A 25,212-nucleotide genomic window follows, 5' to 3' on the forward strand; every position below is an offset into this window, starting at 1 on the left:
ATTTATGAATTAATGCATGGGTGCTTTGGCAGTGCCATGTTCAACATGAACTCTGCGGATGAAAAACGCAAGGATCAACCCGATCACACTGATAATCATCGCAAAGAAAAATGAATTTTGTGATCCGATTGCCATGGCATTGGCCATTTCATTTACGGATTCAGGCATACTGGATTGGCTCAAATAGCTGTCCATGCCCTTCGAGAGAATGCTTACCGCTACGGCTGTACCGATAGCACCAGCAACTTGTTGGAGCGTGCTCATAATGGCCGTTCCGTCTGGGTATAAATCCATAGGGAGCTGGTTAAGTCCGTTTGTCTGAGCTGGCATCATAATCATGGAAATGCCGATCATCAAGCAGCTATGAAGCACAATAATGAGTACGAGAGTTGATGTTGTTGTAATTCCAGACAGGAAAAATAAAACAGCGGCCACAATCACAAGCCCTGGAATGACAAGCCATTTGGGACCGAATTTATCGAATAGTGAGCCCATAATGGGAGACAAGAGACCATTGATAATCCCACCAGGCAGAAGTACCAAACCTGCTGTTAGAGCAGACAAAGCCAGCCCTTTTTGCAAAAAGAGTGGAAGAATCAGCATCGTAGAAAGGATCGTCATCATACATAAGAACACCATAATAACGCCGATCACGAACATAGGATATTTAAACACACGCAAGTTCAACATAGGCTGCTTCATCTTCAACTGACGTACAGAGAACAGTATCAACGATACCAAACCGACAATCACAGGAAGCAGAACCATCAGGCTAGCCCAACCTTCGCCACCTTCTCCGGATTTACTGAAACCAAACACAACACCGCCGAAGCCAATGGAAGACAGGAGGATAGATAAAAGATCAATTTTAGGCTTGGTCGTTTCTGAAACGTTTTGCATAAATAAAATACCGCAAATCAGCGAGAGAACCAAGAACGGAAGAGAAATCCAGAAGATCCAGTGCCAAGACAGATTTTGCAGTACCAGTCCTGCAATGGTAGGTCCAACGGCAGGTGCAAACATAATTACCAATCCGATGATCCCCATAGCCGCGCCTCTCTTTTCAGCCGGGAAAATGATCAAGATGGTGTTAAACATCAACGGCAATAACAACGCTGTACCAATGGCCTGAAGAATACGTGCGATCAATAGCACTGAAAAAGTAGGTGCAAGTGCAGCAACGAGACAACCAGCTATTGAAAACAGCAACGATGTCACAAACAGCTGTCTTGTCGTAAAGGTTTGAATCAGCATTCCCGATACAGGTACTAAAATACCGAGTGTAAGCAGATAAGCGGTAGTCAACCATTGGGCTGTTGCAGTTGTAATATGCAAAATCTGCATCAAATCATTCAGTGCAATGTTAAGTGCCGTTTCACTGAACATCCCAATAAAGCCGCTAAGGAGCAGGGCAATCATAATAGGTAGCACCTTGAACGTTTTGGGTTCAGAGGGTGAACTCGATTGACTCATTGTATTCATGTTGTTTTTGTTCCTCCAATAAATTAATGGTGTTGAATTATAACGATCGGTCTATATATAATAAACATGTTGTTATTTTTTTGTCAAAGTATAAGTTATAACTACTATATAATGAAGGATGCTGTATATGGCTGCTAAACCCGAATCATACGAGAATATCGTACAAACCGCATCGAAGCTCTTTTTTCATCAGGGGTATCACGCGACCGGACTGAATCAGATTCTTGCGGAGAGTGGATCACCGAAAGGGTCACTTTATTATTATTTTCCGCGTGGTAAAGAAGAATTGGCTTTGGAGTGCATAAGAAGAGGGAATGAGTTTATAAAGCAAAAATTAAAACAGACACTGAACGGGAATGATAATCCAGTACTAGCCATTCAGGATTTTATCCGTAATACAGCTGAGGAGGCAGACCGTACCGGCTTTAACGACTTCATGCCGATTGGCTTCTGGGCTGCTGCGGAAACTTCCTGTATTAGTGAATCGCTACGTCATGCTTGTGTGAATACGTTTACAGATTGGCAGCACATCTATATGGAGCGCCTTCAGGATTCGGGCTGGGAAGAGGAAAAGGCACATAGTCTGGCGGTACTTATTATTTCGATGCTCGAAGGTGCATTGATTTTGGCCGTTACGCAACAGAGCAGTGCTCCTATATATAATATCGTGGATTACATTCCACAGTTGGTCAAATAATCCTGTCTCTTCGATTTTCAATCGCTCCTAATGAGCTCCAACAAGCAACTTTAAAAAGCCGATGTTTTCGGTTTTGAGAACTCGGCTTTTTTGTGGTTCTGAGACGTAATTTTACTCACATTACCAGCACCAAATGATGAAAAGTATGGTAAAATAGAATGAATTTGATTTTGATTTTGCACGAAGGAAGGGTGATAGCAAGTGGCAAAAGCGAAGGTACCCAAACGGCCTACTCGGGATGAATTTGTACTGGAGGAAATCGGGAATCAGCTTGTAGAAGCACAACGAGAGCAATCCGAAGTTGTATTGACCGTATGGGGACGCGAAGAAACAACCCGTGGACAAATTGTTAAAATGGACCCGAGAACAGGAAAGGTTCATGTAGAGAGTAATGGAGAAACGGATAAAGTTCCTTTTATGGATATTATGAGTGTAAATTACCCGAGAGATTAGTTGTTGTGATTACATAAATATAGCAGATAGGGAAGAAAAGAATGACAAAGTTAGAGTCTCCCTTACTGCGTGGGAAAGTAACAATTTACAATTCGCGTATACAAAAACAACCGAGTGGTTTAGAGCCATCGGTTGTTTTTGTATACTGCTGCATGAGTGGGAAGAAAAAGCAACGTTATTGTGTTGGCACTTTCCCTTGTACATGCTTATGTAGCTTTTATCGGGCTGTTATGACTGGCACGTGCTTCGGCTTTCTTAAGCACCTTACGATCAAAAATGAAAGGACCAAACGGCAACAGCGATGCAATCAAGGCTGCAAGACTTTGCAATAGCGTTATTTTTCGCAGAATCAGCATGACCACAGTCGCTACAACATAGGCCACGAACAGTACCCCATGGATCATACCCACCCAGCTTACCATTTGTGGCATTCCAGCTGCGTATTTAAGTGGCATAGCGATACACACAAGCAGCAGATATGAAATCGCTTCAATATTACCAATAACACCAAACATCTTAAAGGCATTTTTGAACATAATACACCTCCTTCTCCTATTGCTTAAAATTTAATATATCCTATAATGCAATGTTATTAAACGGTAGAAAGTTACGATATATCGAATATTTATAGCTGAATCAAAAGGTTATGTCAGAGCTTTCACATGATTGAAGTATCCAACGTACCACAGCTTAGCGTGCCCGGAGACGATAATCGTAATTTCGTTTAAATTGTTGAAACAAACAATGGGGTTTAGAAAGATGGCTTGGAGTAAGAAAAAACACTACGCTGGTGTAGTTCGAAGGCTTAGCATATATTGTTTGCGCGACCCCTATCTGTAAAAATGCTAGTGTGAAGCCTAAACATTTTGTATGTAAATTCCGATAACAGTTAAATGAATGCCTGTACATTATAGTGTGAATTTTAAAAGCTGGATTGCAGCAGAAGGGTTTGTAAGCTTGACTTATTAGTTTTGACAAATAAAATTTCCATACTGGTATCAAGGAGAGCATAGATTATGAATAAAAAACGTTTGCGTCAATGGATGGCTCCGTTCGCAACGGCTACACTGATTTTGAATACGGGATATGGCATTTTGGCACCCGATGCAGTGGCTAGCGCGTTGTCGACTGAAAGGCATAACTTAAATCTGACAGGCCTGAATACAGCACAGTTACATACCAAATTAGCAACCACTCAAGGCCGTCATGTGCCTGTTACTTCGGGCACGAAAGTGACTACGTTAACAAAAGGTTATAGTCAGAATACCTATCTTAACCAAATGCTAAAAGTAATGTCGAGTCAAATGGTTACTGCGAATATCGCACCGGCAGAGGTAAGCAATCTGACAGCGGTTCCTACAGAAACAACAAAAGTAAATTTGTCTTGGACCAATCCGTCGGACATTAATTTTGACCACATAAAAGTGGTAAATGTCACTAACGATGTATATGTAGATAACATTCGAAGTAACTCTTATATGATGAGCGGTTTACAGCCGAACACGACATATACTTTTCGCGTGAAAACGGTGAATAAGAGTGGAGATGAATCTCTAGGTACGACAATACAGGCTAAAACGGCCTCCGTTGATGGTCCTGTGGATAAGACACCTCCAGGAGAGGTAAGCGGACTGACAGCTACGAATGTAGGATATAACGCTTTTACCGTAAATTACATATTGCCTAAGGATGCTGACCTGAGCCAAGCGATCATCTATTTAAATGGTAAGGAAGTGCAGCGAACTACAGGGACGTCCTATTCATTCAGTGGATTGATCGCTTCTACAAACTATACAGTACTGGTCAAGACTATTGACAAATCCGGCAACATATCTGGAGGAATCAGTATTCCGGTTACGACCTCAGCGCTCACCGTTGATACAGTGCCCGAAGTGACAGGAGCTTCAGTGACATCAGTTAATAACTATAGCGTTACTGTTTCCTGGACAAGACCTAGCGGAATTAATACGGTCAGTCTGTATAAGGATGGGCAACTGGTAACTGATTCAACAGGATCATCCTATACATTCAACAATCTTTCGGCAAGCCAGACCTACACGTTCACGATTAGGTCCAAGCGAAGCACAGGTGCATTGTCCTCTGGTGTGAGACTGACTGCCACAACGGACAGTACGTCCTCCAATTCGTCAGAAGTGTCCAATCTTGAAGTAGATAGTAAGAGCGACACCTGGATCAAAATCACCTACGATATGCCGAGTAAAGCCGACAAGGTAAAGATATATGTTGATGGTGATTATGAGGGAACTACAAGCTCTGAGTCCTATAAAATAACGGATTTGCGAGAAGGACGCTGGTATGAGATTAAGGTCGTGACTGTCAATAGTAATGGAAGAGAGTCTAGCGGTGTAAAGATATCAGAACGCACGGATTCGGATGGTTACTACTCTTCTTCGTCATCTAGTTCATCGAACTATGAGAAAGCGAGAGATTTGATGCGAATTGCAGAAAACAGTCTGAATGCCTCCGACTGGCGTTCTGCCAGAGATGCAATCAGTGATCTGCCGAGCGGAACCCGTAAAAGCGATTTGCTGGATCGGTTAGAAGCTATTCGCAATAGAGCAATTGGGACCAGTAGTTCATCATCCGGGACGAGTTCTACTACAACAACAACTTCTGGTACAACGTCCTCATACCCTAACAATGCGGTTTCCTCATATTCAACTTCGTTCACCCTGACACCAGGAGCTAAATCAGCTTATGTCGATGGTCGTGCTACGACGATGGCTCAGGCTCCGCGAATCATAAATGGGGCAACGATGGTCCCGCTACGCTTTATCAGTGAACGGATAGGTTACGAGGTAAATTATGAAAAAGCGACCAAAAAGATCATTCTGACTCGACCTACAGACGGCAAACAAGTAGTACTTCAGGTCAAGAATTCTACCCTTGCCGTGTATGAGTTGAACAACTCCCGGAGTTATTCGACGAACATCACAGCTCCGGTTATTGTTAACGGCTACACGCTGGTTCCATTACGAGTGATTAGCGAGCTTTCGGGGTATCAGGTGAACTATAATACTGCATCCAAACAAATTACGATTACAAAATAAATACTTCTGCAAAAAAGGGTTCTAAAGTTTTCACTTTTGAACCCTTTCTGTGTATTAGGAAGTGTATGTAGAACAATGACAATCTCCTACCACACCTGCTCCAAAACCAAGTTTAAATGCTTTTAATCCTGTTTTTCCTATTGCTATTGTATTGTTCATGTTTATAAGCTCCCTTTTGTATGATGTGGAATCCTTGGAGGGAATCTAATGCACATCTTACAACCTGGTGTAAACACTAGGTCAAGCAGAGCAATTCAGTTTTAAAAAAAGATTAAGTTTGGGTCTCAAGCGGCAAAAAGTTATGGCCAAATTTTTGCCCGGTTTGCAATTTCAATTCAATCATATCCTTAATTTCCTGAAGTTCTTGCAGCTGCTGATCTATCTTTTTTTGGTAATTGTAAAGCCTATCATGCCATTCATTATTTGATATGTTGCTCTCATCTAATTGAAGCTGGATAATAGGTTTTAACTCCTTCAGCGACATTCCGGCTTTTTTTAAACACTTGATCATTAGAAGTGCCTCTTTGTGTGAATTGTTATATATCCTGTGCCCATTATTTTTGCGGGCCACGGGAGGAAGAAGACTCATTTTCTCATAATACCGTAAGGTATCCTCACTGATTTGGAATTGATCCATAAGTTCTTTCATTTTAAAATTTGTTGTCATCTCTCGTCACCTTCGTAAGGGGAATCATTTAACGCTTAATGATTACTGTATATTCGAACAGGCATTAAAACGAAATTCATGCGGGGTCAATCCACATCGTTCCTTGAAGATTCGATAGAAATACTTCATATCATGAATCCCGACTTCAAGTGCGATCGTTTGAACGCTCCAACTAGTATCTAGTAGTAAGCTACAACTCTCGTGAATACGAATATCCTGTAGCATTTTTGTATAGGTTATTCCGCTAGCTTTTTTAAATTTGCGTTGGAATTGACGTGAGCTAATTAAAAATTGCTTGCAAATTTGATCAACCGACAATACTTTGAACACCCTGCTACAACGATGAATACGTTTTCCGAGAATCACATGACTGAAGCTTCCAATAGAGCAGACATTGTATTCCTTCAAGATGTTGTTAAATGGGGAGAGTATAACTTACCCGAAGGAAGCCATAATCCAAGAAGCGTAGCCCCTTATGTTCTGGAAAATGGAGAGGGCGACCGATTACAATGGCAAACACCATTTCTCGAACATTAAGTGGCAACCAAACCGGAGTTGGTATGGGTATCTATATGATGGGAAGCTTTATGGCGGGGGCTATCGGAACGTCTATTCTTGGTTCCGTACTTGATCAAGGAGTACAAAGCAAAATTATAGCATCATCCGTTCAGCAGCACATATAGTAATCCAATAAACCCATGTTCCTTATAATAATCGCGAGTCTGTGCCAGGAGTGTTTTCATTCCGATGGCAAAATGATAAAACGCTACTGACCTTCATATGTCAGTAGCGTTTTAAATTGTTTCAATAACAAACGAGGAAGAGGTGTGTGCCTTATAAATCGAACCAAGCTTAAGAGCAAATTATTTATTTCGGTAATTTTCTCATTATGTCGCTAATGAACTGACGGAATCTCAATGCTTACCTGTCCGCCGCCTGTCTGGGTGGAGTTGGTGATGATCAGCTTTCCACCATGTAGATTGACAATGGATTTTGTTATATACAGACCCATACCGTAATGTCCATTTATTCTTCTGGACGAGTCACCCATATAGAACTGCTCGGCGGCCTGTTTGAGGCCTTCTGGAGAGAAGCCTGGGCCTTCGTCTAAGATGCTGAACCGAATGCAGTCTTCCACAGACTCTACGGTCAGCTGGATCTCGCTATATTCAGGCGCCTGATCTACAGCATTAGAAGCAACATTCATAATGGCTCGCTCAAGTAGAACTGGGTCTGCATACAGCGTCTTAGGGAGGTTATATGCAGCGAATGCTACAGATATTTTTTTGACAGCAGCCAAGGCTATTATCTGATCTTTCACTTTCGTTAAATAGAAGTCAGCATCCATCGTTTCCGCCCGCAGGGTGACTAGCGTTTCCGCTTTTGAAATTTCAATAAGAGTCTTAATATACTGCTCCATCTGCCTGGTGCTTTCCGATATATAATCCGTATAGTTCTTTTGCTCTTCGGACTGATCGGTCTCGGACAGCAGCTCTACGTTTCCACGAACGATAGTGAGTGGTGTTTTGACATCGTGTGCTAGGGCGGATATTTGCTCGCGGCGGGATCTTTCGAGATTCCACTGTTTCTGAAGCGAAGTCTTTAACGTTTCTTTCATTTTATCCATGGAATGCAGCACCTGATCGATCTCCATCACGCCACTGAATTCGATTGAGAAGTCCAGATCCTGTGCTTGAATTTGTTTGGTGGCCTGCTGCAACCCACTCATCTTACGTGCCAGCTTTCGTCCGAAGGAGGAAGCCAGCAAGGCACCTCCCCCCAGAAAGGCGATACAGAACACGGCAAAAAAGGACAATTCCGCGTTCGGCAGGTATTGACGCAGGATAGGAAGTTCAAACTGAGCCGAGACAGAATAGCGCATCACAGTAACTTTATCATTATGTGAGACTTTTACATAGTTATAGGGAAATTGATAAGCAGTATCGTTCTGCTGCGTAACACTCCAAGCAGTTTGAGCCTGCTTTTCAGAAAGGTTTCCCTCATTGAGGCGGCCTTCCGAAGTGAATGATGCGTATTTATACAGTTTCTGCCGAGAATCCGGCTGTAGGGTCTTGCCAGCTTCAATGATTGTCTTGTCCTCCCGCACCTGATTCTCAGCATAGTTCGCGGGGAGAATGGTCCCACAAGACATCAGGACATAGAAGATGAGAACCAGGAACAGAGCGAGCGCAATCGTCCCGATACAGAACATAACTAAATAACCCAGAAAAATGGTTCGTAGTTTGGTTGTCTTGCATGCTTGCTGTACTTTGGTTACTTCCATCGGTACCCGATCCCCCAAACCGTCTCCACTGGCGAAACATCTACTTTGCCAAGCTTGGCTCGGATATTTTTAATATGCTCCACGATGGTGGCGGAATCGCTGTCCCCATCCAAGCCGAAGACAGCTTCGTAAATCTGCTCTTTAGGGAACACCTGTCCCCAGTTCAGGGCTAGAAACTTACATATCTCATATTCGCTTTTGGTAAACGGGACTACAACATTCTGAACGGTGATTTCCTTGCCGGACAGATTGAAATGAACTTCCCCGATGCAGAATACATTACGCCGTTCACGATTCTCCCGTCTGAGATGGGCGTTGATTCTTGCGCGCAACTCTCCAGCACCAAACGGCTTGACAATATAATCGTCCGCCCCTTCCCCAAGCCCTAACATCACATCGTTCTCCATGGATTTTGCGGTGAGGAACAGGATCGGGCAGTCTATTTTGCTGCGAATTTCCCGACAGAGTGTGAACCCGTCCATGGTAGGCATCATCACGTCAAGCAGGATGAGGTCAAAGGCTCCAAGCTGCATGGTGAGAACCTGTGGGGAGTCGGAGACCACCGTGACAACATGGCCATCTTTCTGCAAAATATTTTGAAGGAGTGCCAAAACGGCGGGTTCATCATCAACGGCCAACAAGTTTGCCATGCTTAATTCACTTCCCTTGCTTTCTTTACTCTAGTCTTTATTCCGACGAATTGTGTCCTTCCCAACGAAAAATCCATAATCCTAATAATACCATGATGACTACGGTCCCTACTACGCAATATCTGACTCCCGAATCAAGCCGTATAGCTTCAGGAATAGATACTGCTGAGTTTATATCGTATTGCACCCAGATCGTGATGAACCGGGCAGCCCAAGCAGAGGGGATGAATATCCAATTATGATCACCCAGCCCTGTAAGAAGCAAAGCGGACAATAGACTCTCCATAATGCCTAGACCGATGGAAGCTCCCTTGCCGAACCGCAAACTAATGAAAAAATGCAGAAAATAGAGGAATACACTGGACATAAACAGAATGCAGGCAGCCAACACATAAAACTTCAAGCCATACGGTGACTCTCTCATAAGATATATATAGCCAGCCCCAAAGCCACCGGAGGCAAGCAGCACACTGCCAAATCCCAAGATCAGGAGCAGGCTGAGCTTGCTCAGGAAAGGTAGCAGCTTCATTGGCGAGATTAATAGCTGCTGGAAATTACCAGCGACTGACTCCTGCTCAACAGCAATAGAGCAGACAATACCAATCATGGTAGGAAGAACCACGGCCAAGACCTGCAAATAGCCGTCCACCTTTGAAATCGGTGAATACGGAGTAAAGGAATAGTAGGCTAGAAAGATTGCTATGCCTAAAAGCGGCACAAACAGCTGCACAAGCAGTAAGGGCTGCCTTCTAAGTTTAAGCACATCGGATTTCAGATAGCGGAAAAAAGAAATCATCTTATTTAGCCTCCCGCTTGCGGAAGGACATCGCCGTCAGTATCGACAGAATTATAAACAGGCAGATTGTGATCACTAGGCCGGGCACAATCACGCCTTTATCCAAAAGCGGATCTCCTGAAGGAACGGTAAGCCCATTAGGTAGCACTTTAATGACGGCGCACATTAATCGGGCTGGAATAGCATAAGGGACCGCCCACCACACAGAGGACGTAGCGAACAAAATGGTGCAGGATACGTTGCCCAGCATATTAATAATTAGAGTGGCAAACATGCCTATTCGGTCCGTCAGGAACAGGCAAAGTGGAACTTGCCACAAAAAGGTGATGAAGAGGATTAGAGTTGCAGCAACGCTTCCTGCTAGTGTCACGGAAGTTGAGAATACGAATCCGCCAAGAGTTATCCCTATAAATAGGACAATAAAGGAAACCATTAAGAGTCTTACGCAAACCCCGATTTTACCGTACCATACCTGAGCCAAATCTACAGCCATGCCGAGGACAGCACGGTATTTCAGCTTCTTGCCATCCTTTTGGATCACTCCTGAGCACGTTAAGGTGAGGGTACCTGGCAGCAGCATGAAATACCACCAATTGTAGCTGGCGCTTTGGAGCATACGTCCCCCCATGAGTACGGTACACAGAAGAAGAGTAGCGATGGGGGCAAGCCAGACCAACTTTTTTGTGAAGGTGCGCTTTAATTTTAGATGTTCGGCGGCTATATATTGCTGCATCCTACTCATCCCCTTTTCGGTATTCCTGTGCAATCTGCATGAACAACGATTCCAGGTTTTGCCCTGGAGTGACCGCCTCTTGATAAGCTAATACGCCGCCGGCAATGATACCGACATGGTCAACGATTTGTTCGACTTCGGATAAAATATGGCTGGAAAGAATTACGGTAATTCCTTGCTTCGGGAAGGAGCGAATCAACTCGCGTTGCTCCTGAATACCAATGGGGTCTAGTCCGTTGGTTGGCTCATCTAAGATCAATAGCTTGGGATGATTGAGGAGAGCAATGGCAATGCCCAGCCGCTGTTTCATACCCATCGAGAACTGGCCCGAGCGCTTTTTCCCGGTATGGGTCAAATCAACCATGTTCAGCACTTCATCAATCTGCGAATCAGGCAATCCCAGCAACGTTGTACGAACTTTGAGGTTCTCTCTAGCTGTCAAATTCTCATAGAGTGGAGGGGATTCGATCAGTGCGCCGATCTGAGCAAGATCTTTTCGGGACCAGGGTTTTCCTTGAAATAAAATCTCACCGGATGTCGGGCGTAGCATACCGGTTAACATTTTCAAGGTGGTTGATTTTCCAGCCCCATTTGGGCCAAGTAGTCCATAGACGGAATTCTCCTGAATAGACAGTGTGACGTTGTTCACCGCCTGTTGTCGTCCGAAGGTTTTGCAGAGATTTTTAGTCTGTAAAATAATGTTATCCATATCAGTTCATCCTTTTCATTTGTTCTGACAACTACTTTAAAGATCAATTCTAAGAACTTTATAAGGATTTAAAATATTAATTTCAAACTTTATGCATTCATGCACTATTCGCTATAATGGATACAGTGATTTAGGAAAGGGATGTAATCATGAAGAAGGTCATCGTAATCGGATCAGGAATTCTGGGGGCATCGACAGCATACCATCTAGCAAAAATGGGTGCTAATGTCATTATTGTAGATCGTAAAGATAAAGGACAGGCTACTGATGCCGCTGCTGGCATTATCTGTCCCTGGCTATCACAGCGACGCAATCAGGCTTGGTACCAGCTAGCCAAAGCGGGAGCGCGTTTTTACCCTGGGTTGATTGAAGAACTCAAAAGCGAGGGAGAAACAGAAACGGGCTATGCTCAAGTGGGGGCTCTCAGTATTCATGATGATTTGGAGAAAATCAAAAAAATGGAGAAGCGGGCACACTTACGACAAGCGGATGCACCGGAAATCGGTGAAATTACCCGGCTAAATGAAAAAGAAACCCATGAACGGTTTCCTTTGTTAGTAGAAGGTTATAATTCTGTTCATATTAGCGGTGCCGCCCGAATAGATGGTCGTGCGCTGCGGGATGCGTTGGTCCGATCAGCACAAAAAAACGGAGCTGTCCTTATACAAGGAAATGCTACGCTTCAATATGAGTCCGATCATATAACGGGAGTAGTGGTCGGTGCACGAAGCTTCTCGTCTGACAAGGTCATTGTTTGTGCAGGTGCATGGGCAAATCAACTAATGTTGCCTTTGGGCATTCATTTTAAGGTTAGTTATCAAAAAGCACAAATTATGCATTTGCAGGTTCCTAATAGGCAAGACACAGGCACTTGGCCTGTAGTCATACCGCCTTCTGATCAATATCTGCTGGCTTTTGATAAACAGAAGATCGTAATAGGGGCGACTCACGAAAATGAAATCGAAGGTTACGATACGAGAGTAACAGCAGGGGGGATGCAGGAAATTCTGGATAAAGGTTTAGCATTGGCCCCTGATTTAGCAAACAGCACTTTTCAGGAGGTAAGAGTTGGTTTCCGTCCTTTTACACCCGGTTTTCTACCGGTGATCGGAGCTGTTCCAGGCTGGGATGGTCTTATAGCGGCAAATGGGCTTGGAGCATCCGGGTTGACCATGGGCCCCTTTATTGGAAATCAGTTGGCAAAGTTAGCACTTGGAATGAATGTAGATATCGATATCAATGATTATGATATTCGAAAAGCAATAGATGAAAGTTGATTCTTGACTGAGGAGAACAATATATATACTGAAAAAGTCGCCATATTGGCGACTTTTTATTTTAGTGCATATTCATTTTATACGTCATTCATCATGTCATTGAGATGCGAATTCTCCAACGATTGTGTTAGGGTTTGCATGTTTTTCAAGTAGTCGATTTTATAGATACAGGAATAGATCACATTTAGTACATAGTCAAAAGCAATTTGCGACGAAAATGTACCAATCTTGGCATGTTTTACTTCGTCATTAGGCACCCGGATACAGATATTACTGAGTTTGGCCAATTCACTTTGATTGGTTGCTGTAATTGTGATAAAAGGGATATTTTCATGTGCGAAATGCCGTGCTGCTTTTAAAAAAATCGGCGACTTTCCGTGGTAAGTTAAAAACACAGCGCAGTCCTGTGTCGTAAGATTAGCCGTATGGTAAGCCCATTCAGACAGCTCCGTAGCTATAACCACATACTTGTTTATTTTTACCAATTTATTTTGGAAACTTTTCGCACGGATTTGTGAATCGCCCAACGCATATATAAAGATCCTTTTCGCTTGATCCAGCAATAGGGCTGTTTGCGACAATGAATTATCATCCATGAATGTAAAGTTTTTTTCAATCGTTTCTTTCATTAATTCTGCAATTTCTTTCGCCACTTGAAGTGGGGATTCATCATAACCGAAGGGATAGTTGGGGTCTACATTGGAAATGTTCTGGGTGTTCTGCTGAAACTCCCGAGCAAGTTTGATTATAAACTCCTTGAAGCCCGATAGCCCAAGTTTATGTGTTAATCGATTAATTGCGGAATGCGAAGTATACGTTGCCTTTGCAAGCTCCTGAATATTTAAGTGCAGGATACTTTCCTTATGAAGCAAAATATAAGATGCAATGCTTTTTTCGTTTGGTGTAAAGTTTTGCATTTCTGATAATTGTATCAGTATTTTCAACAGGTTCACCCCGGCTCAATTGAATAAAACGTTCGAAAAATAATATGAAATAAACATTTTGTTTAAAAATAAACAACCATTTTTAAAAATAATCGGTTGAATGTACCATTTTGGTGGCGAATCCTTTACGATCAACGTTCTTCTTTTATAATAAATGAAAAAGAGCCTAAGGGGGAAATAATATGCTTACCATCGGTTATATTGGAAATGGGAAAAGCACGAACCGTTATCATCTTCCTTTTTCATTGAACAGAGCTGAATTGAAAGTGAAGACGATATATGCCCGTAATCCAGATAAAAGGGAGTGGAAAAAAATCCCTGACGTGCTGTATACAGATAATATAGAATCTTTAATGAACGATAAGGAGATTCAGTTGATTGTTATCTGTACACCTGTAGAATCCCACTACTCTTATGCGAAAATGGCGCTAGACCACGGGAAAAATGTACTTGTTGAGAAACCTTTTATGTTAACCAAAGAAGAAGCCGTGTCGATCTTCCAATATGCTAAAGAGAAAAATCTGGTTATACAATGCTATCAGAATAGACGTTACGATTCGGATTTCCTCACTACCCAGAAGGTTATTGAATCAGGAAAGCTTGGAGATTTGCTGGAGGTGGAGATGCATAATGATTATTATCGCCCTGAGATCCCGAACTCCACTTCTCATTTTTCCAGATATAACAGTTACCTATATGGACATGGCGTTCATACCATTGACCAGGTTCTTTCTTATTTTGGGAAGCCGGACACAATCCATTATGATGTTCGTCAATTGCTGGGTACTGGGAGAATGAATGATTACTTTGATCTGGATTTTTATTATCCCTCGCTCAAGGTATCCATCAAATCCAGCTTTTTTCGCTTAAAAGAGCGGCCGGGTTTTGTTGTATACGGCAAAAAAGGCGTTTTTATAAAGCAAACGAAGGATCGTCAGGAGGAGCATCTGAAATTATACTATCTACCTAAGGGACACTCCGATTTCGGTATCGACCAGCCCGAGCATTACGGCATCTTAACATATCTGGATGATAAAGGCGAGTATCATGAAGAAAAAGTCGTTTCTGAAAAGGGAGACTATGCTCGAGTATATGACGATATCTATCAGTCGATCGTACTTGGTAAAGAAAAAGTGATTAAAGACGAAGAGACGATAATTTGTATGGAAATACTTGAAAAAGCTATAGAGGAGTGCAACTAAAATGAAGTTGGGAATTGTCGGAGCAGGGATGATCGTAGGGGATCTATTGAGCTTTATTCAGGATATCCCGACTATTTTATTAAAGGCAATTTGTTCTAGACCTAGTCATGAGGAAAAATTACTGGATTGGCAACATAGATATGGAATCTCTCAGATTTATTCGGATTACAGCGAGATGCTGATGAATCGTGAAGTGGATACAGTTTATATCGGGCTGCCTAATCATCTTCATTATGCATATGCCAAAGAAGCATTATTGAGTGGCAAACATGTCATTTGTGAGAAGCCGTTTACTTCCAATTTGCAAGAATTCCTAGAGCTAAAAGAAATTGCTCAGGAAAGAAAATTGATATTGGTGGAAGCCATAACAAATCAATATTTGAAAAATTATTTGTCCATGAAGGAGTATCTACCTAAACTGGGTGAGATCAAAATCGTTGAATGCAACTATTCTCAATACTCATCTCGGTATGAAGCTTTCAAAGCGGGAATAATCCAGCCTGCGTTTAATCCAGAAATGTCTGGTGGAGCCTTGATGGATATTAATTTATATAATATTCATTTTGTTGTTGGATTCTTCGGGAGACCTAAGAAAGTGGAGTATTGGGCGAACATGGAGCGTGGAATTGATACTTCAGGTATGCTGCTGCTTGATTACGGTGATTTCAAGTGTGTCTGCATCGGTTCAAAAGATAGTACGGCTCCCAATGCCGTGAACATTCAAGGTAATAAGGGCTATATACACATGGCAAGTTCAGCTAATATATGCGACTGCTTTGATTACACTGCGAATAAGGAAACGCCAATTCGGGTGGACCTAAAAGATCATTCGCATCGAATGTATGACGAATTCGTTGAATTTGACCGTATCATCCGAGAAAACGATTTGGAAAAAGTTTCTGATATGCTTGAACATAGTGAAAAGGTCATGAAGGTCATCGAGGATGCCAAGCAGTCCGCCAATCTTGTATTTGGCCCTGATCCACTTTCACTGTGTTCAACCCCTAAATTTCTAAATGATAATTGAATGTTTTAACTTATATGTCTATTAATGAAGAAATCAAGCGTATTTATCAATGGCAAGCATTCTGTATCAGCCATTTCTGCTAAGGAGGAGCGGGCACACTCGCTGCGAAGTTAAACGAAGCATACCGAAAAAGGTACGGCCCAAGGCCGTCTTTTTTTCTTCTTCACCGATCGGTACAGATACTCAGTCATTCATGACCTGGTCGTATTTTTCCTTCAATCGCTTAATATCCGCTCTTGGAGGAGCCCCAAACATTCGGGAGTATTCGCGGCTGAATTGGGAGGAACTCTCGTATCCGACCCTGAAAGCGATGTCTGCGGCGTCCGCCGATTCAGCTAATAAGAGGCGGCGGGCTTCCTGGAGTCTCAGCTGTTTTTGGAACTGAATTGGGCTCATGGCGGTTACCTCTTTAAAATGCCGATGGAACGAAGAAACACTCATGCTGGCGGTGTCTGCAAGATCTTCGATCCGAAAAGACTGGTCCCAATTCCGGACAATATAGTCAATAGCTTCTCGGATTCGATAGGTGCTGCTTCCTTCGACTGCAATCTGAGCCAATTCGACTCCATAAGGTCCCTGCAACAGCCTATATAAAATCTCCTTCGTGTAAAGAGGAGCGAGAAACGGAATTTCTCCCGGGGTGTCCAGCAGACGGGCAAGCCTAGAATCAAGCAAGGGGGAGGAGATGAATTATTTGAATCGTTGGTTTAGGAACTTATTAGTTCAAAGGCTTATCACATTAATAGAGTTTGAAGAGCATGAATGTTTTAAACAAATGTATAATAGCTCTCTTGATAGGATCGTAAGCCAATTAACTAAAGAAAAATAATGAACATTTATCATTCATTACAAACCCTCCTACTAGATAAAGAAAAAATACGGACCTTACACGAATGAAGAACTCTTGGGCGAAGCTCTTCTGCCCGTTCGAGATCAAGTCGTGATTGCCACGAAGTTCGGCTTCAATATCCAGGATGGCAAGCAGTACGGGATGAACAGTCGCCCTGAGCATATCAAGAAAGTTGCCCGAAGAATCGCTTAGTCGGCTCAAGATTGAAGCCATCGACCTGTACTATCAGCACCGGGTCGATCCAGATGTGCCGATCGAAGAAGTAGCGGGAGCCGTGCAAGATCTGATCCAGGAAGGAAAGGTGAAGCACTGGGGATTGTCTGAAGCAGGAGTGAAGACCATTCGTTGGGCACACGCGGTTCAGCCACTCACTGCAATTCAGAGTGAATATTCCCTGTGGTGGAGACGCCCCGAAGAGGAACTCCTCCCTCCCTAGAGGAGCTCGGTATTGGCTTCGTTCCGTTCAGTCCTTTGGGCAAGGGGTACCTGACGGGGAGTTTTAATGCAAATACGACATTCAATCATGGCGACTTGCGTAGCGTTCTTCCACGTTTTACTCCAGAAGCACTGGAGGGCAATCAGGTGCTGGTCGACCTGCTTAATGAGATGGCTGAGCAGTTAAAAGCAACGCCAGCCCAAATCGCACTCGCCTGGCTGCTAGCCCAGAAGCCGTGGATCGTTCCAATCCCGGGCACACGAAAATTACCGTCTGGAAGAAAATCTAGGCGCAGTAGACATTGAACTCACATCCAAAGATGTGCGCAATATTAACAGCGCAGCCTCGCAGATCACTTTGATGGGCGCCGGATATACGGAGGAATTGGAGAGAAGAACGGGTCTTTGATCTAATTCTTCAAGTCATAATCCAATCATGAGGAAATCTCTTTTGTTAAAGTAAATAATTGAGATGAGAAATCGTATTTCTCCGCAATATTAAAATCCTGTCCCGCCTTATGAGGCGGGGTGAGTATAAGTCCAATGTTCATTAACTCGCTGCCGGTAAAACGTTGGCCCAGCTCTTCCACAAAATATACTGCCATTTCGTCCAGCCCGACTAGCTTTAGTCGTAAATAAGCTTGATTCGGACGCGAGAGCACCTGGTACCAACCGACGAGAGCATGCTCACATTCTGCATCAATGACCATCCAGGCAGTCTCATTTTTTTCAAAGGGACTTAGCAAACGGTAAAAGGTTCCCTGTGTAATTAATCGTCGGTGACGTTTATACACTTGTATTTGTTTTTTAATTACATTGCACTCTTCTTCGGACAAAGCCAATGGGTCAAGTTCATAACCGAATATACCAAAGTAGGCGACATTGGATCTGGTTTGCAGCGGTGCAGTTCTGCCTACCTGGTGGTTCGGGATGGTTGACACATGAGCACCCATGCTGCTAAGCGGATAGGCCATGGATGTACCATACTGAATCTTCAGACGTTCTATAGCCTCACTATCGTCGCTTGTCCATGTTTGCGGAGCATAATAAAGCATCCCTGGATCAAACCGTCCTCCACCGGAAGCACAGGACTCAAACAAAATCTCAGGGTGTTCGGTAGTCAGTTTCTCATATAAAGCATATACACCCAAGACATAGCGGTGAAAAAATTCGCCCTGTCTTTCCTTGCCCAGAGATAACGAATAGGCTTCTGAAATACAGCGATTCATATCCCATTTTACGTATTCGATCCGAGCAGAAGAGAGCACGTCATCCATTAACTTAAACAGGTAATCCACAACAGGCGGTTGGGAATAATCAAGAACATATTGATGGCGTCCATGCTTGCGTTGACGGCCGGGTGTTCCCACAACCCAGTCTGGATGCTCCCTCATAATATGAGAGTCGGAGTTAACCATTTCCGGCTCGAACCAAAGACCAAATTTCATCCCGAGCGCATTGATCTTCTTTGCCAAATTCGAGATACCGTTCGGTAGCTTTTCAGGATTTTCAAACCAGTCACCTAGGGAAGAGGTATCATTGTTTCTTCGACCGAACCATCCGTCATCCAAGACAAAGAGTTCAATCCCCAGTTCACCTGCTTTTTTTGCCATTTCAACTATTTTCTGCTCAGTAAAATCAAAATAGGTCCCCTCCCAGTTATTGATCAATACAGGTCGTTCCCGCTCGGTCCAACTGCTGCGAATTAAGTGTTTATTGTACAGGCTATGGTATGCTTGGCTCATGCCATTTAAACCGTTCTCAGAATAGACCAGAACTGCTTCAGGCGAATAAAAACATTCTCCTGGCTTCAGGGTCCAGCAGAATTTGTCAGGATGAATGCCGATCATCAATCGGGTAGTTGAATAGCTGTCCACTTCCGCCTGGGCAAGAAAGTTCCCGCTGTAAACGAGATTAACCGCATATACTTCTCCTTGGTGTTCCTGTGATCCGGGTTTGGCAAGCGCCAGAAATGGGTTGTGAACATGACTACTAATTCCTCGTGTGCTCCCAATCGACTGTAGCCCAGGTCTCAATGGTGTACGCTCCACATGACGTTCCCTGCCCCAAGCCCCTGATAAATGAATAATTTCATATTCGGAGTCAGGGAGATCAAGACTCAGGCTCATTAGACGGCTGACTCTCACGGGATTATTCCCGGAATTCGTTATGGATACGGATCTCGTGATCACGGGCAGTTCGCTGAAGATAGTGTAAGCAAGCACGGCCACCGCTCCAGTAAGAGAATCGGTCAGCGTTATGAGGAGTGTCTCTGCTTCATGTGCTTCCTTACAAAACGTAGCTGGAAGATGGGGGATTTTAGGCTTCCCAGTGATTACCTCGTAATGGTCATAAGTGAATTCCATTATATGAGATCCGTCCTCCTGTATGATCTCAATTGCTGGCTCTCGGAAGTCTCCACTTCCCGCAGAAGGAAATTCCTGCTTAATACTTTCCAACGATGTCACCAAGTCACTATCAAACTCACCGACAGACACGGGACGGTAGCTTCGCTCGATAAAACGGTCATATTGACCCAGGTACTCTATTTTTTTGCCGTAATATAAATGTTCCAATTGCCCGTTCTCCATGACACGGAAAAGATAACTGCAGTATTTGTTCGTTAAGTGAAATGTCCGTTCCTTTTGATTAACTTGTAGACCAGCCATGTACATAGCCCCTTTCAAAATATGTCAACCACTTGTTAACGCTATTATTGAATCAGCATAACAAAGGGAGTGATAGAAAATACATGACTTTTTTTAAGTCGAATATAGGAAAAACAAAGAACCTTACAAAAAACTATAGTTTAGAGCTAAACTTTTTCTGGATATTTGTCATCCTTAACTTATGCTATACTGATAAATTAACAAGCATAGGTTCTTTATTTGGGAAAGTGGGGAGGATGCCAATGGGCGAGAATATGATTCAATATGTTGATACGTATACCAGTTCAGAGCATAAAAATATATCAGATTTGATTTTATATAACTGTGGCACAGAGCTCTGCTTATCCAATCAGGATTTTGGACCCATCGCCCGCGCTTTTAATCTGGTTCATTTTGTGCTAAAAGGACGAGGTAGGTTGGTGATTGACAACAAAAATTACGATATAGGAGAAGGACAGGCTTTTTTAATTCCGGCCAATAGGGTAGCTTATTACCAGGCGGATGAAGCCGAGCCTTGGGAGTACTGTTGGGTCGGCTTTATGGGCATTAAATCCGACATCTACCTGCAAAACATATCACTTCCGAGCCAGAACCCTTATGTAATCGATATTGAAGATATTACGTTCTTTCATTCCACGATTCTTGAGATGTTGCGGATCGGAGATAACACACTTTCTTCATCGTTGGCTATACAGGGGTATTTATTCCATATTCTCGCCAAACTTGTGCACGACTTGGGAGAAACGATGTCGGTAAAGGAGCAGCTTCCTTATTCGGTTCAAGCGATAAACTTTATTGAGAAAAACTACATCAGCGGCATCCAGATTAGTGAAGTAGCGGAGTACCTCGGTCTACATCAGAATTATCTGACCTCCGTTTTCAAACTTGAGACTGGTGAAACGCCTAAACAATATCTGATAGACCTTAGGATTAAAAAAGCGTGTGAACTGCTGCAACATACAGACTATTCGATTCAGGTCATATCAAATTCGGTCGGCTATACCGATCAATTGACCTTTTCGCGAGCTTTTAGAAATGTAATGAGTATATCTCCCAGTGCGTATAGAAAACAATTTCTTTGATTTTGCTATATTAATCTATAAAAATATTTGTATTTAGAAGCGGTTTTTTTTGCTATCGTAAAACTGTAGTTTTTTTCCTGCATAGCTTATTTAACAATTGTAGGAAGAGTACTTTTTACGAGAGGAGAATTCCGCGCGTGGATTTCATTATTGCTTTTATTCCAGCCGTTGGCTGGGGAGTTATGCCGATATTGGCACATATAACAAAAGCCAGTCCCCGAGAACAGCTGACAGGTACCGTGATTGGTGCTGTGCTGTTTGCCCTGTGCTTGTATATCATTCACCCTACCTCATTAGCACCGATTCATTTTGTGGTAAGTTTTATATCTGGTATTTTCTGGGCTGCTGGACAATTGCTTCAGTTTCAAGCTTTTCAAAAAGTAAGCGTATCGATCGCCATTCCTGTGATTTGTGGTCTGCAGTTGATAGGGACGACGCTATTTGCCGCACTTATTTTGGGTGAATGGATAACAGGGTACCAATATGGGATAGGCGTTGGTTCTCTTCTGTGTATATTGGCAGGGGTTCTGTTAACCAGCTATCAGGGCAAGTCTGCTGGGTTGTCCAAGCCTTTGCCGGTACCCATTATCATAATGTTGGTTTGCTCGGGGTTAGCGTTAAGTAGTTATGTCGTTATTAATCAGTTCTTTCATATATCGGGACTATCCGTCATTCTGCCGCAATCGCTCGGTATGCTATGCTCAGCCATGGTCATGAACCTGAAGGGCAAAAAGCGGCTACGATTCTCTCTGGTGGTTCGCAATTTACCTACAGGATTGGTTTGGAGCATCGCGAATCTAGCATTATTTATTTCCAACGGGCTGATCGGCATGGCGGCTAGTTTTCCAATCTCTCAAGCGAGCATTGCGATTGCTTGTGTTGGCAGCATTTTAATATTTAAGGAAAAGAAGAGTCCAAAGGAATGGATAGGCATACTTGCGGGAATTACAGTACTTATGATTGGAGTAGGAATGATTAGCTTGCTCAAGCCTTAAGGAATCGAGACCCTTTCCTTTGAGTAACGAAAAGAGCTTATCCATCTATGGGGTACGCTTTTTGGGGATTGACAGAGGTATGGCTGCATGAGAAAATGTACGCGCGTACATAAAATGATTTGGAGGTGGGTAATATCGTTTCGCGCAAGGAAGTAGCAGAACTTTCCGGCGTGTCTGAAGCGACGGTATCTCGGGTCTTGAATGCAGTAGGTCCTATCAAAGAGGATACGCGGAGAAGGGTTCTGGACGCAGCTAATCAGCTTGGATATGTACCCAGTGCGCTGGCTCGTAACTTTGCCCGAAGTAAGAGTGGCCATCTTGGTGTAGTTATGCCTTATGTCCCGAAGGCGCACCTGTTCTCAGCCTATTTTTTCTCTGAGATGCTGAGCGGTATCGGAAACAAGGCCAGAGACAGCGGGCTCGATCTGCTTCTATTGTTCCGAAAGCCGGGGGAACGGATTGATTACAGTAGTCTTTTCCGCCAGCAAAGAATCGATACCTGTATCATCCTTGGAGCCAGGGATGACCACGATGAGGAGGAAGCTCTAAAGAGACTTCAGGAAGAAGGACGTCCGTTCTGCGTCATGAATCACCATTTTGAAGGGCAATCGTTCTGTGAAGTGGATGCAGACCATGTAGAAGGCAGCCGGGCGGCTGTAAGTCACCTCATCGAGCAGGGATACAAACGGATTGCCTTTCTCAACGGCCCGGACATCTATTCCAACAGTACTGAGCGATTGAAGGGTTACCGTAACGCGCTTCAGGAGGCCGGTATTGAATATGACCACGATCTACTTCTGGAAGGCAATTACAGCCGTCGAAGCGGGCTCGAAGCCTCAGCTACAATCGCAGACAAATTGAATGATATTGATGCTGTATTTGCGGCGAACGACCGGATGGCCCTAGGGGTAATGCAGGGTCTCCGTGAGCGCGGACTGGCAGCAGACCGGTTTCCGGCGTTTGTAGGCTATGACGATTCGGATGCGGCTGAGATGGCTGTTCCGCCGCTAAGCAGTGTCCGCGTACCTTTTTATGAGATGGGGGAGCTTGCAGCCTCGAAACTTATACCCGATTCTCTGAATCTTATTCCAGCCCTGGAACTAACCGGGCGCGACTCGATAAGAGAACTCCTGTCCACAGAGCTGATTATCAGGGCGTCATCCATTCGTCCATAACACCATTCGTCAAAAATTCGTTGAAACTCAGACCCATAAGGAGGATCACGACATGTCTAATCGTCTTCGTATCGGAATGGTTGGCTACAAATTTATGGGCAAGGCTCACAGCAACGCTTACCGTAGTCTACCTATGTTCTTCCCAGATGCCCCGCTGCAGCCAGAGATGTCCGTTATCTGTGGACGCAACGAGCAGGGGGTTCAGGCAGCTGCCCGCCAGTACGGCTGGACCGAAAGTGTTACGGATTGGCGTGATCTAGTGAAACGTAACGATATTGACCTCATTGACATTAACGCCCCGAGTAATGCCCATAAGGAAATTGTCGTTGAGGCAGCCCTCCATGGCAAGCATCTATTCTGTGAGAAGCCACTTGCGCTCTCGCTGGCGGATTCACGTGACATGCTGCAGGTAGCAGAGGAAGCAGGGATCAGACATATGGTAGGCTTCAACTACCGTTTTTCTCCGGCTGTCCAGCTGGCTAAGCAGCTAGTCGAGAGCGGACGCCTAGGCAAAATTTATCATTTCCGTGCCTTCTTCCTTCAAGACTGGATCATGGACCCGTACTTCCCCCTGGTATGGCGGCTGCAAAAAGAAGTGGCCGGTTCTGGCTCTCATGGTGATCTTGGCGCCCATCTGATTGATCTCGCTCGCTTCTTGGTCGGCGAGTTCCATGAAGTGATCGGCATGAGCGAGACATTCATCAAACAGCGCCCGTTGGCTTTGGAGATGAGCGGGTTGAGCTCCAAAAGGAGCGCTGAAGCAAATGCTCCGATGGGAGAAGTGACAGTCGATGATGCCACGTTGTTCCTGGCACGCTTCGCCGGAGGAGCGTTGGGCAGCTTCGAAGCCACACGTTTTGCTGCCGGACATCGGAGCACAAATTCATTCGAGATCAACGGTAGCATAGGCAGTGTACGGTTTGACTTTGAACGAATGAACGAACTGGAAGTGTATTTCACACAGGATGAGGAGGACGTTCAGGGCTTTCGCCGCGTACTCGCCACCGATCCGGCACACAAGTACTCCGAAGCCTGGTGGCCTGCAGGACATACGATTGGATTCGAACATACCTTCACCCATGAGATGCTTGAGATGTTGAGTGCCATCTCTGAAGGACGGCAACCGTCGCCGAATTTCCACGACGGTGTTGCTTGTCAGGCTGTGCTTGAAGCGGTAGAACGATCCATAGAGGAACGCCGCTGGGTATCCATTGAAGAAATGTAGTATAACAATACATTCCGAAAGGTGAGTGGATTACAGATGCGCAAGGCACTGATTGTATGGGGTGGATGGAACGGACATGAGCCGGAGCAGGTGGCGGCCATTTTTGAACGCATTTTGAAGGAAGAGCAGTTCGAGGTGGAAGTGTCTAATACCCTGGAAGCCTACCAGGATGCTGAGAAACTGCTTGACTTGGACCTGATCGTTCCAATGTGGACCATGGGACAGATTGAGCAGGAACTGGTCAATAATGTCTCAGCTGCGGTTCAAAGCGGCGTAGGTCTCACAGGCTGCCATGGCGGCATGTGTGATGCCTTCCGGAACAACGTGGACTGGCAGTTTATGACAGGCGGGCAATGGGTTGCGCATCCCGGCAATGACGGCGTAGAGTACATGGTGAACATGAAGCGCGGCTCCAGCCCACTTCTAGACCATATTGAGGATTTTCAGGTCAAAAGCGAGCAGTATTACCTCCACGTAGACCCGGCTGTTGAAGTGCTGGCAACCACACGCTTTCCGATCGTACCAGGCCCTCATTCAGCCAATGGGCCAGTGGATATGCCCGTTGTATGGACGAAGCGCTGGGGGAACGGCCGCGTCTTCTACAATTCGCTGGGCCATCACGCAGATATCATAGATATGCCTCAAGTGACCGAGATGATGCGCAGCGGGTTTCTGTGGGCAGCAGCAGGCAAACAGGCGGTGGCCACCCGGGGCAGCTCTCTGGCAGAGGCTTATACAGGCATGACAGACAACCAACAGCGGTAATAAAAGAATGCCATTATCCATTTT

23 protein-coding genes and 2 pseudogenes are annotated in these 25,212 nt (G+C 44.3%); 13 read left to right on the forward strand and 12 right to left on the reverse strand.

Going from position 1 to position 25,212, the window contains the following annotated elements; genetic code table 11:
- Positions 1-9 precede the first annotated feature (9 nt).
- Positions 10-1,473: a DHA2 family efflux MFS transporter permease subunit gene (locus tag ACUYLD_RS09375; protein ID WP_446674931.1), complete on the reverse strand. Its 1,464-nt coding sequence runs from the start codon at positions 1,471-1,473 to the stop codon at positions 10-12.
- Between the two features lie 136 nt (positions 1,474-1,609).
- On the opposite strand from ACUYLD_RS09375, the gene ACUYLD_RS09380 reads away from it, so the two are divergent.
- Both ACUYLD_RS09380 and ACUYLD_RS09385 read left to right on the forward strand, forming a co-directional pair.
- Positions 1,610-2,179, forward strand: coding sequence for a TetR/AcrR family transcriptional regulator (locus ACUYLD_RS09380; RefSeq protein ID WP_061828312.1), 570 nt, complete (start codon positions 1,610-1,612; stop codon positions 2,177-2,179).
- 201 nt (positions 2,180-2,380) lie between these two features.
- Positions 2,381-2,632, forward strand: a complete 252-nt coding sequence (locus ACUYLD_RS09385; protein ID WP_061828313.1) for a YolD-like family protein — start codon at positions 2,381-2,383, stop codon at positions 2,630-2,632.
- A gap of 206 nt (positions 2,633-2,838) precedes the next feature.
- On the opposite strand, the gene ACUYLD_RS09390 is transcribed toward ACUYLD_RS09385, so the two are convergent.
- The gene (locus ACUYLD_RS09390) at positions 2,839-3,168 is read right to left on the reverse strand and encodes a DUF3817 domain-containing protein (protein ID WP_446674857.1); all 330 of its coding nucleotides are present in this window, start codon (positions 3,166-3,168) and stop codon (positions 2,839-2,841) included.
- Between the two features lie 480 nt (positions 3,169-3,648).
- Between ACUYLD_RS09390 and ACUYLD_RS09395 the strand changes: the two genes are divergently transcribed.
- Complete coding sequence (locus tag ACUYLD_RS09395) at positions 3,649-5,703, forward strand: stalk domain-containing protein (protein WP_446674858.1); 2,055 nt, start codon at positions 3,649-3,651, stop codon at positions 5,701-5,703.
- 271 nt (positions 5,704-5,974) lie between these two features.
- Here ACUYLD_RS09395 and ACUYLD_RS09400 read toward each other — a convergent pair whose 3' ends face one another.
- Both ACUYLD_RS09400 and ACUYLD_RS09405 read right to left on the reverse strand, forming a co-directional pair.
- Entirely contained in the window at positions 5,975-6,370 is a 396-nt protein-coding gene (locus ACUYLD_RS09400; protein ID WP_446674859.1) for a MerR family transcriptional regulator, read from the reverse strand.
- A gap of 42 nt (positions 6,371-6,412) precedes the next feature.
- The gene (locus tag ACUYLD_RS09405) at positions 6,413-6,736 is read right to left on the reverse strand and encodes a helix-turn-helix transcriptional regulator (RefSeq protein WP_446674860.1); all 324 of its coding nucleotides are present in this window, start codon (positions 6,734-6,736) and stop codon (positions 6,413-6,415) included.
- Positions 6,737-6,879: 143 nt separating this feature from the next.
- Here ACUYLD_RS09405 and ACUYLD_RS09410 point away from each other — a divergent pair, with 143 nt between their 5' ends.
- On the forward strand, positions 6,880-7,053 hold the full coding sequence (locus tag ACUYLD_RS09410) for a hypothetical protein (protein ID WP_348619789.1): 174 nt from the start codon (positions 6,880-6,882) through the stop codon (positions 7,051-7,053).
- Between the two features lie 212 nt (positions 7,054-7,265).
- Here the strand turns inward: ACUYLD_RS09410 and ACUYLD_RS09415 are convergent, their stop codons facing one another.
- From ACUYLD_RS09415 to ACUYLD_RS09435, 5 genes are read right to left on the reverse strand one after another with little or no spacing between them, the layout of a single operon-like run.
- Positions 7,266-8,654, reverse strand: a complete 1,389-nt coding sequence (locus ACUYLD_RS09415) for a HAMP domain-containing sensor histidine kinase (protein ID WP_446674861.1) — start codon at positions 8,652-8,654, stop codon at positions 7,266-7,268.
- Positions 8,645-9,304: a response regulator transcription factor gene (locus tag ACUYLD_RS09420; RefSeq protein WP_446674862.1), complete on the reverse strand. Its 660-nt coding sequence runs from the start codon at positions 9,302-9,304 to the stop codon at positions 8,645-8,647. The genes ACUYLD_RS09415 and ACUYLD_RS09420 overlap by 10 nt, the downstream gene beginning before the upstream one ends.
- 37 nt (positions 9,305-9,341) lie before the next feature.
- Complete coding sequence (locus tag ACUYLD_RS09425) at positions 9,342-10,100, reverse strand: lantibiotic immunity ABC transporter MutG family permease subunit (RefSeq protein WP_446674863.1); 759 nt, start codon at positions 10,098-10,100, stop codon at positions 9,342-9,344.
- Position 10,101: 1 nt separating this feature from the next.
- A complete protein-coding gene (locus tag ACUYLD_RS09430; protein ID WP_446674864.1) occupies positions 10,102-10,833 on the reverse strand; it encodes a lantibiotic immunity ABC transporter MutE/EpiE family permease subunit in 732 nt (243 codons plus the stop codon).
- A gap of 1 nt (position 10,834) precedes the next feature.
- Positions 10,835-11,542, reverse strand: coding sequence for a lantibiotic protection ABC transporter ATP-binding protein (locus ACUYLD_RS09435; RefSeq protein WP_069289620.1), 708 nt, complete (start codon positions 11,540-11,542; stop codon positions 10,835-10,837).
- A gap of 149 nt (positions 11,543-11,691) precedes the next feature.
- Between ACUYLD_RS09435 and ACUYLD_RS09440 the strand changes: the two genes are divergently transcribed.
- A complete protein-coding gene (locus tag ACUYLD_RS09440; protein WP_446674865.1) occupies positions 11,692-12,819 on the forward strand; it encodes an NAD(P)/FAD-dependent oxidoreductase in 1,128 nt (375 codons plus the stop codon).
- 77 nt (positions 12,820-12,896) lie between these two features.
- Here ACUYLD_RS09440 and ACUYLD_RS09445 read toward each other — a convergent pair whose 3' ends face one another.
- Positions 12,897-13,763 carry a MurR/RpiR family transcriptional regulator gene (locus ACUYLD_RS09445; RefSeq protein WP_250261270.1) on the reverse strand — a complete coding sequence of 289 codons (867 nt, stop codon included), beginning with the start codon at positions 13,761-13,763 and terminating at the stop codon, positions 12,897-12,899.
- Positions 13,764-13,945: 182 nt separating this feature from the next.
- On the opposite strand from ACUYLD_RS09445, the gene ACUYLD_RS09450 reads away from it, so the two are divergent.
- Both ACUYLD_RS09450 and ACUYLD_RS09455 read left to right on the forward strand, forming a co-directional pair.
- A complete protein-coding gene (locus ACUYLD_RS09450) occupies positions 13,946-14,965 on the forward strand; it encodes a Gfo/Idh/MocA family oxidoreductase (protein ID WP_250261271.1) in 1,020 nt (339 codons plus the stop codon).
- A gap of 1 nt (position 14,966) precedes the next feature.
- Positions 14,967-15,992, forward strand: coding sequence for a Gfo/Idh/MocA family protein (locus ACUYLD_RS09455; protein WP_250261272.1), 1,026 nt, complete (start codon positions 14,967-14,969; stop codon positions 15,990-15,992).
- A 183-nt stretch (positions 15,993-16,175) separates the two neighbouring features.
- Here the strand turns inward: ACUYLD_RS09455 and ACUYLD_RS09460 are convergent.
- A pseudogene (locus ACUYLD_RS09460) lies at positions 16,176-16,670 on the reverse strand (helix-turn-helix domain-containing protein); the annotation flags it as partial.
- Between the two features lie 199 nt (positions 16,671-16,869).
- Here ACUYLD_RS09460 and ACUYLD_RS09465 point away from each other — a divergent pair.
- Positions 16,870-17,686 (forward strand): annotated as a pseudogene (locus tag ACUYLD_RS09465) (aldo/keto reductase); the annotation flags it as partial.
- A 25-nt stretch (positions 17,687-17,711) separates the two neighbouring features.
- Here ACUYLD_RS09465 and ACUYLD_RS09470 read toward each other — a convergent pair.
- Positions 17,712-19,946, reverse strand: coding sequence for an alpha-galactosidase (locus tag ACUYLD_RS09470; protein WP_446674866.1), 2,235 nt, complete (start codon positions 19,944-19,946; stop codon positions 17,712-17,714).
- Positions 19,947-20,188: 242 nt separating this feature from the next.
- Here ACUYLD_RS09470 and ACUYLD_RS09475 point away from each other — a divergent pair, with 242 nt between their 5' ends.
- From ACUYLD_RS09475 to ACUYLD_RS09495, 5 genes are all read left to right on the forward strand, one after another.
- Entirely contained in the window at positions 20,189-21,028 is an 840-nt protein-coding gene (locus ACUYLD_RS09475) for an AraC family transcriptional regulator (RefSeq protein ID WP_446674867.1), read from the forward strand.
- A gap of 137 nt (positions 21,029-21,165) precedes the next feature.
- Positions 21,166-22,023 carry a GRP family sugar transporter gene (locus ACUYLD_RS09480; protein WP_254349579.1) on the forward strand — a complete coding sequence of 286 codons (858 nt, stop codon included), beginning with the start codon at positions 21,166-21,168 and terminating at the stop codon, positions 22,021-22,023.
- A gap of 119 nt (positions 22,024-22,142) precedes the next feature.
- Positions 22,143-23,198, forward strand: a complete 1,056-nt coding sequence (locus ACUYLD_RS09485; protein WP_250268437.1) for a LacI family DNA-binding transcriptional regulator — start codon at positions 22,143-22,145, stop codon at positions 23,196-23,198.
- Between the two features lie 52 nt (positions 23,199-23,250).
- Complete coding sequence (locus ACUYLD_RS09490) at positions 23,251-24,423, forward strand: Gfo/Idh/MocA family protein (RefSeq protein ID WP_446674868.1); 1,173 nt, start codon at positions 23,251-23,253, stop codon at positions 24,421-24,423.
- Between the two features lie 36 nt (positions 24,424-24,459).
- A complete protein-coding gene (locus ACUYLD_RS09495) occupies positions 24,460-25,188 on the forward strand; it encodes a ThuA domain-containing protein (protein ID WP_134904013.1) in 729 nt (242 codons plus the stop codon).
- Positions 25,189-25,212: the final 24 nt, after the last annotated feature.

It is taken from the genome of Paenibacillus sp. SER-28, assembly GCF_052906305.1.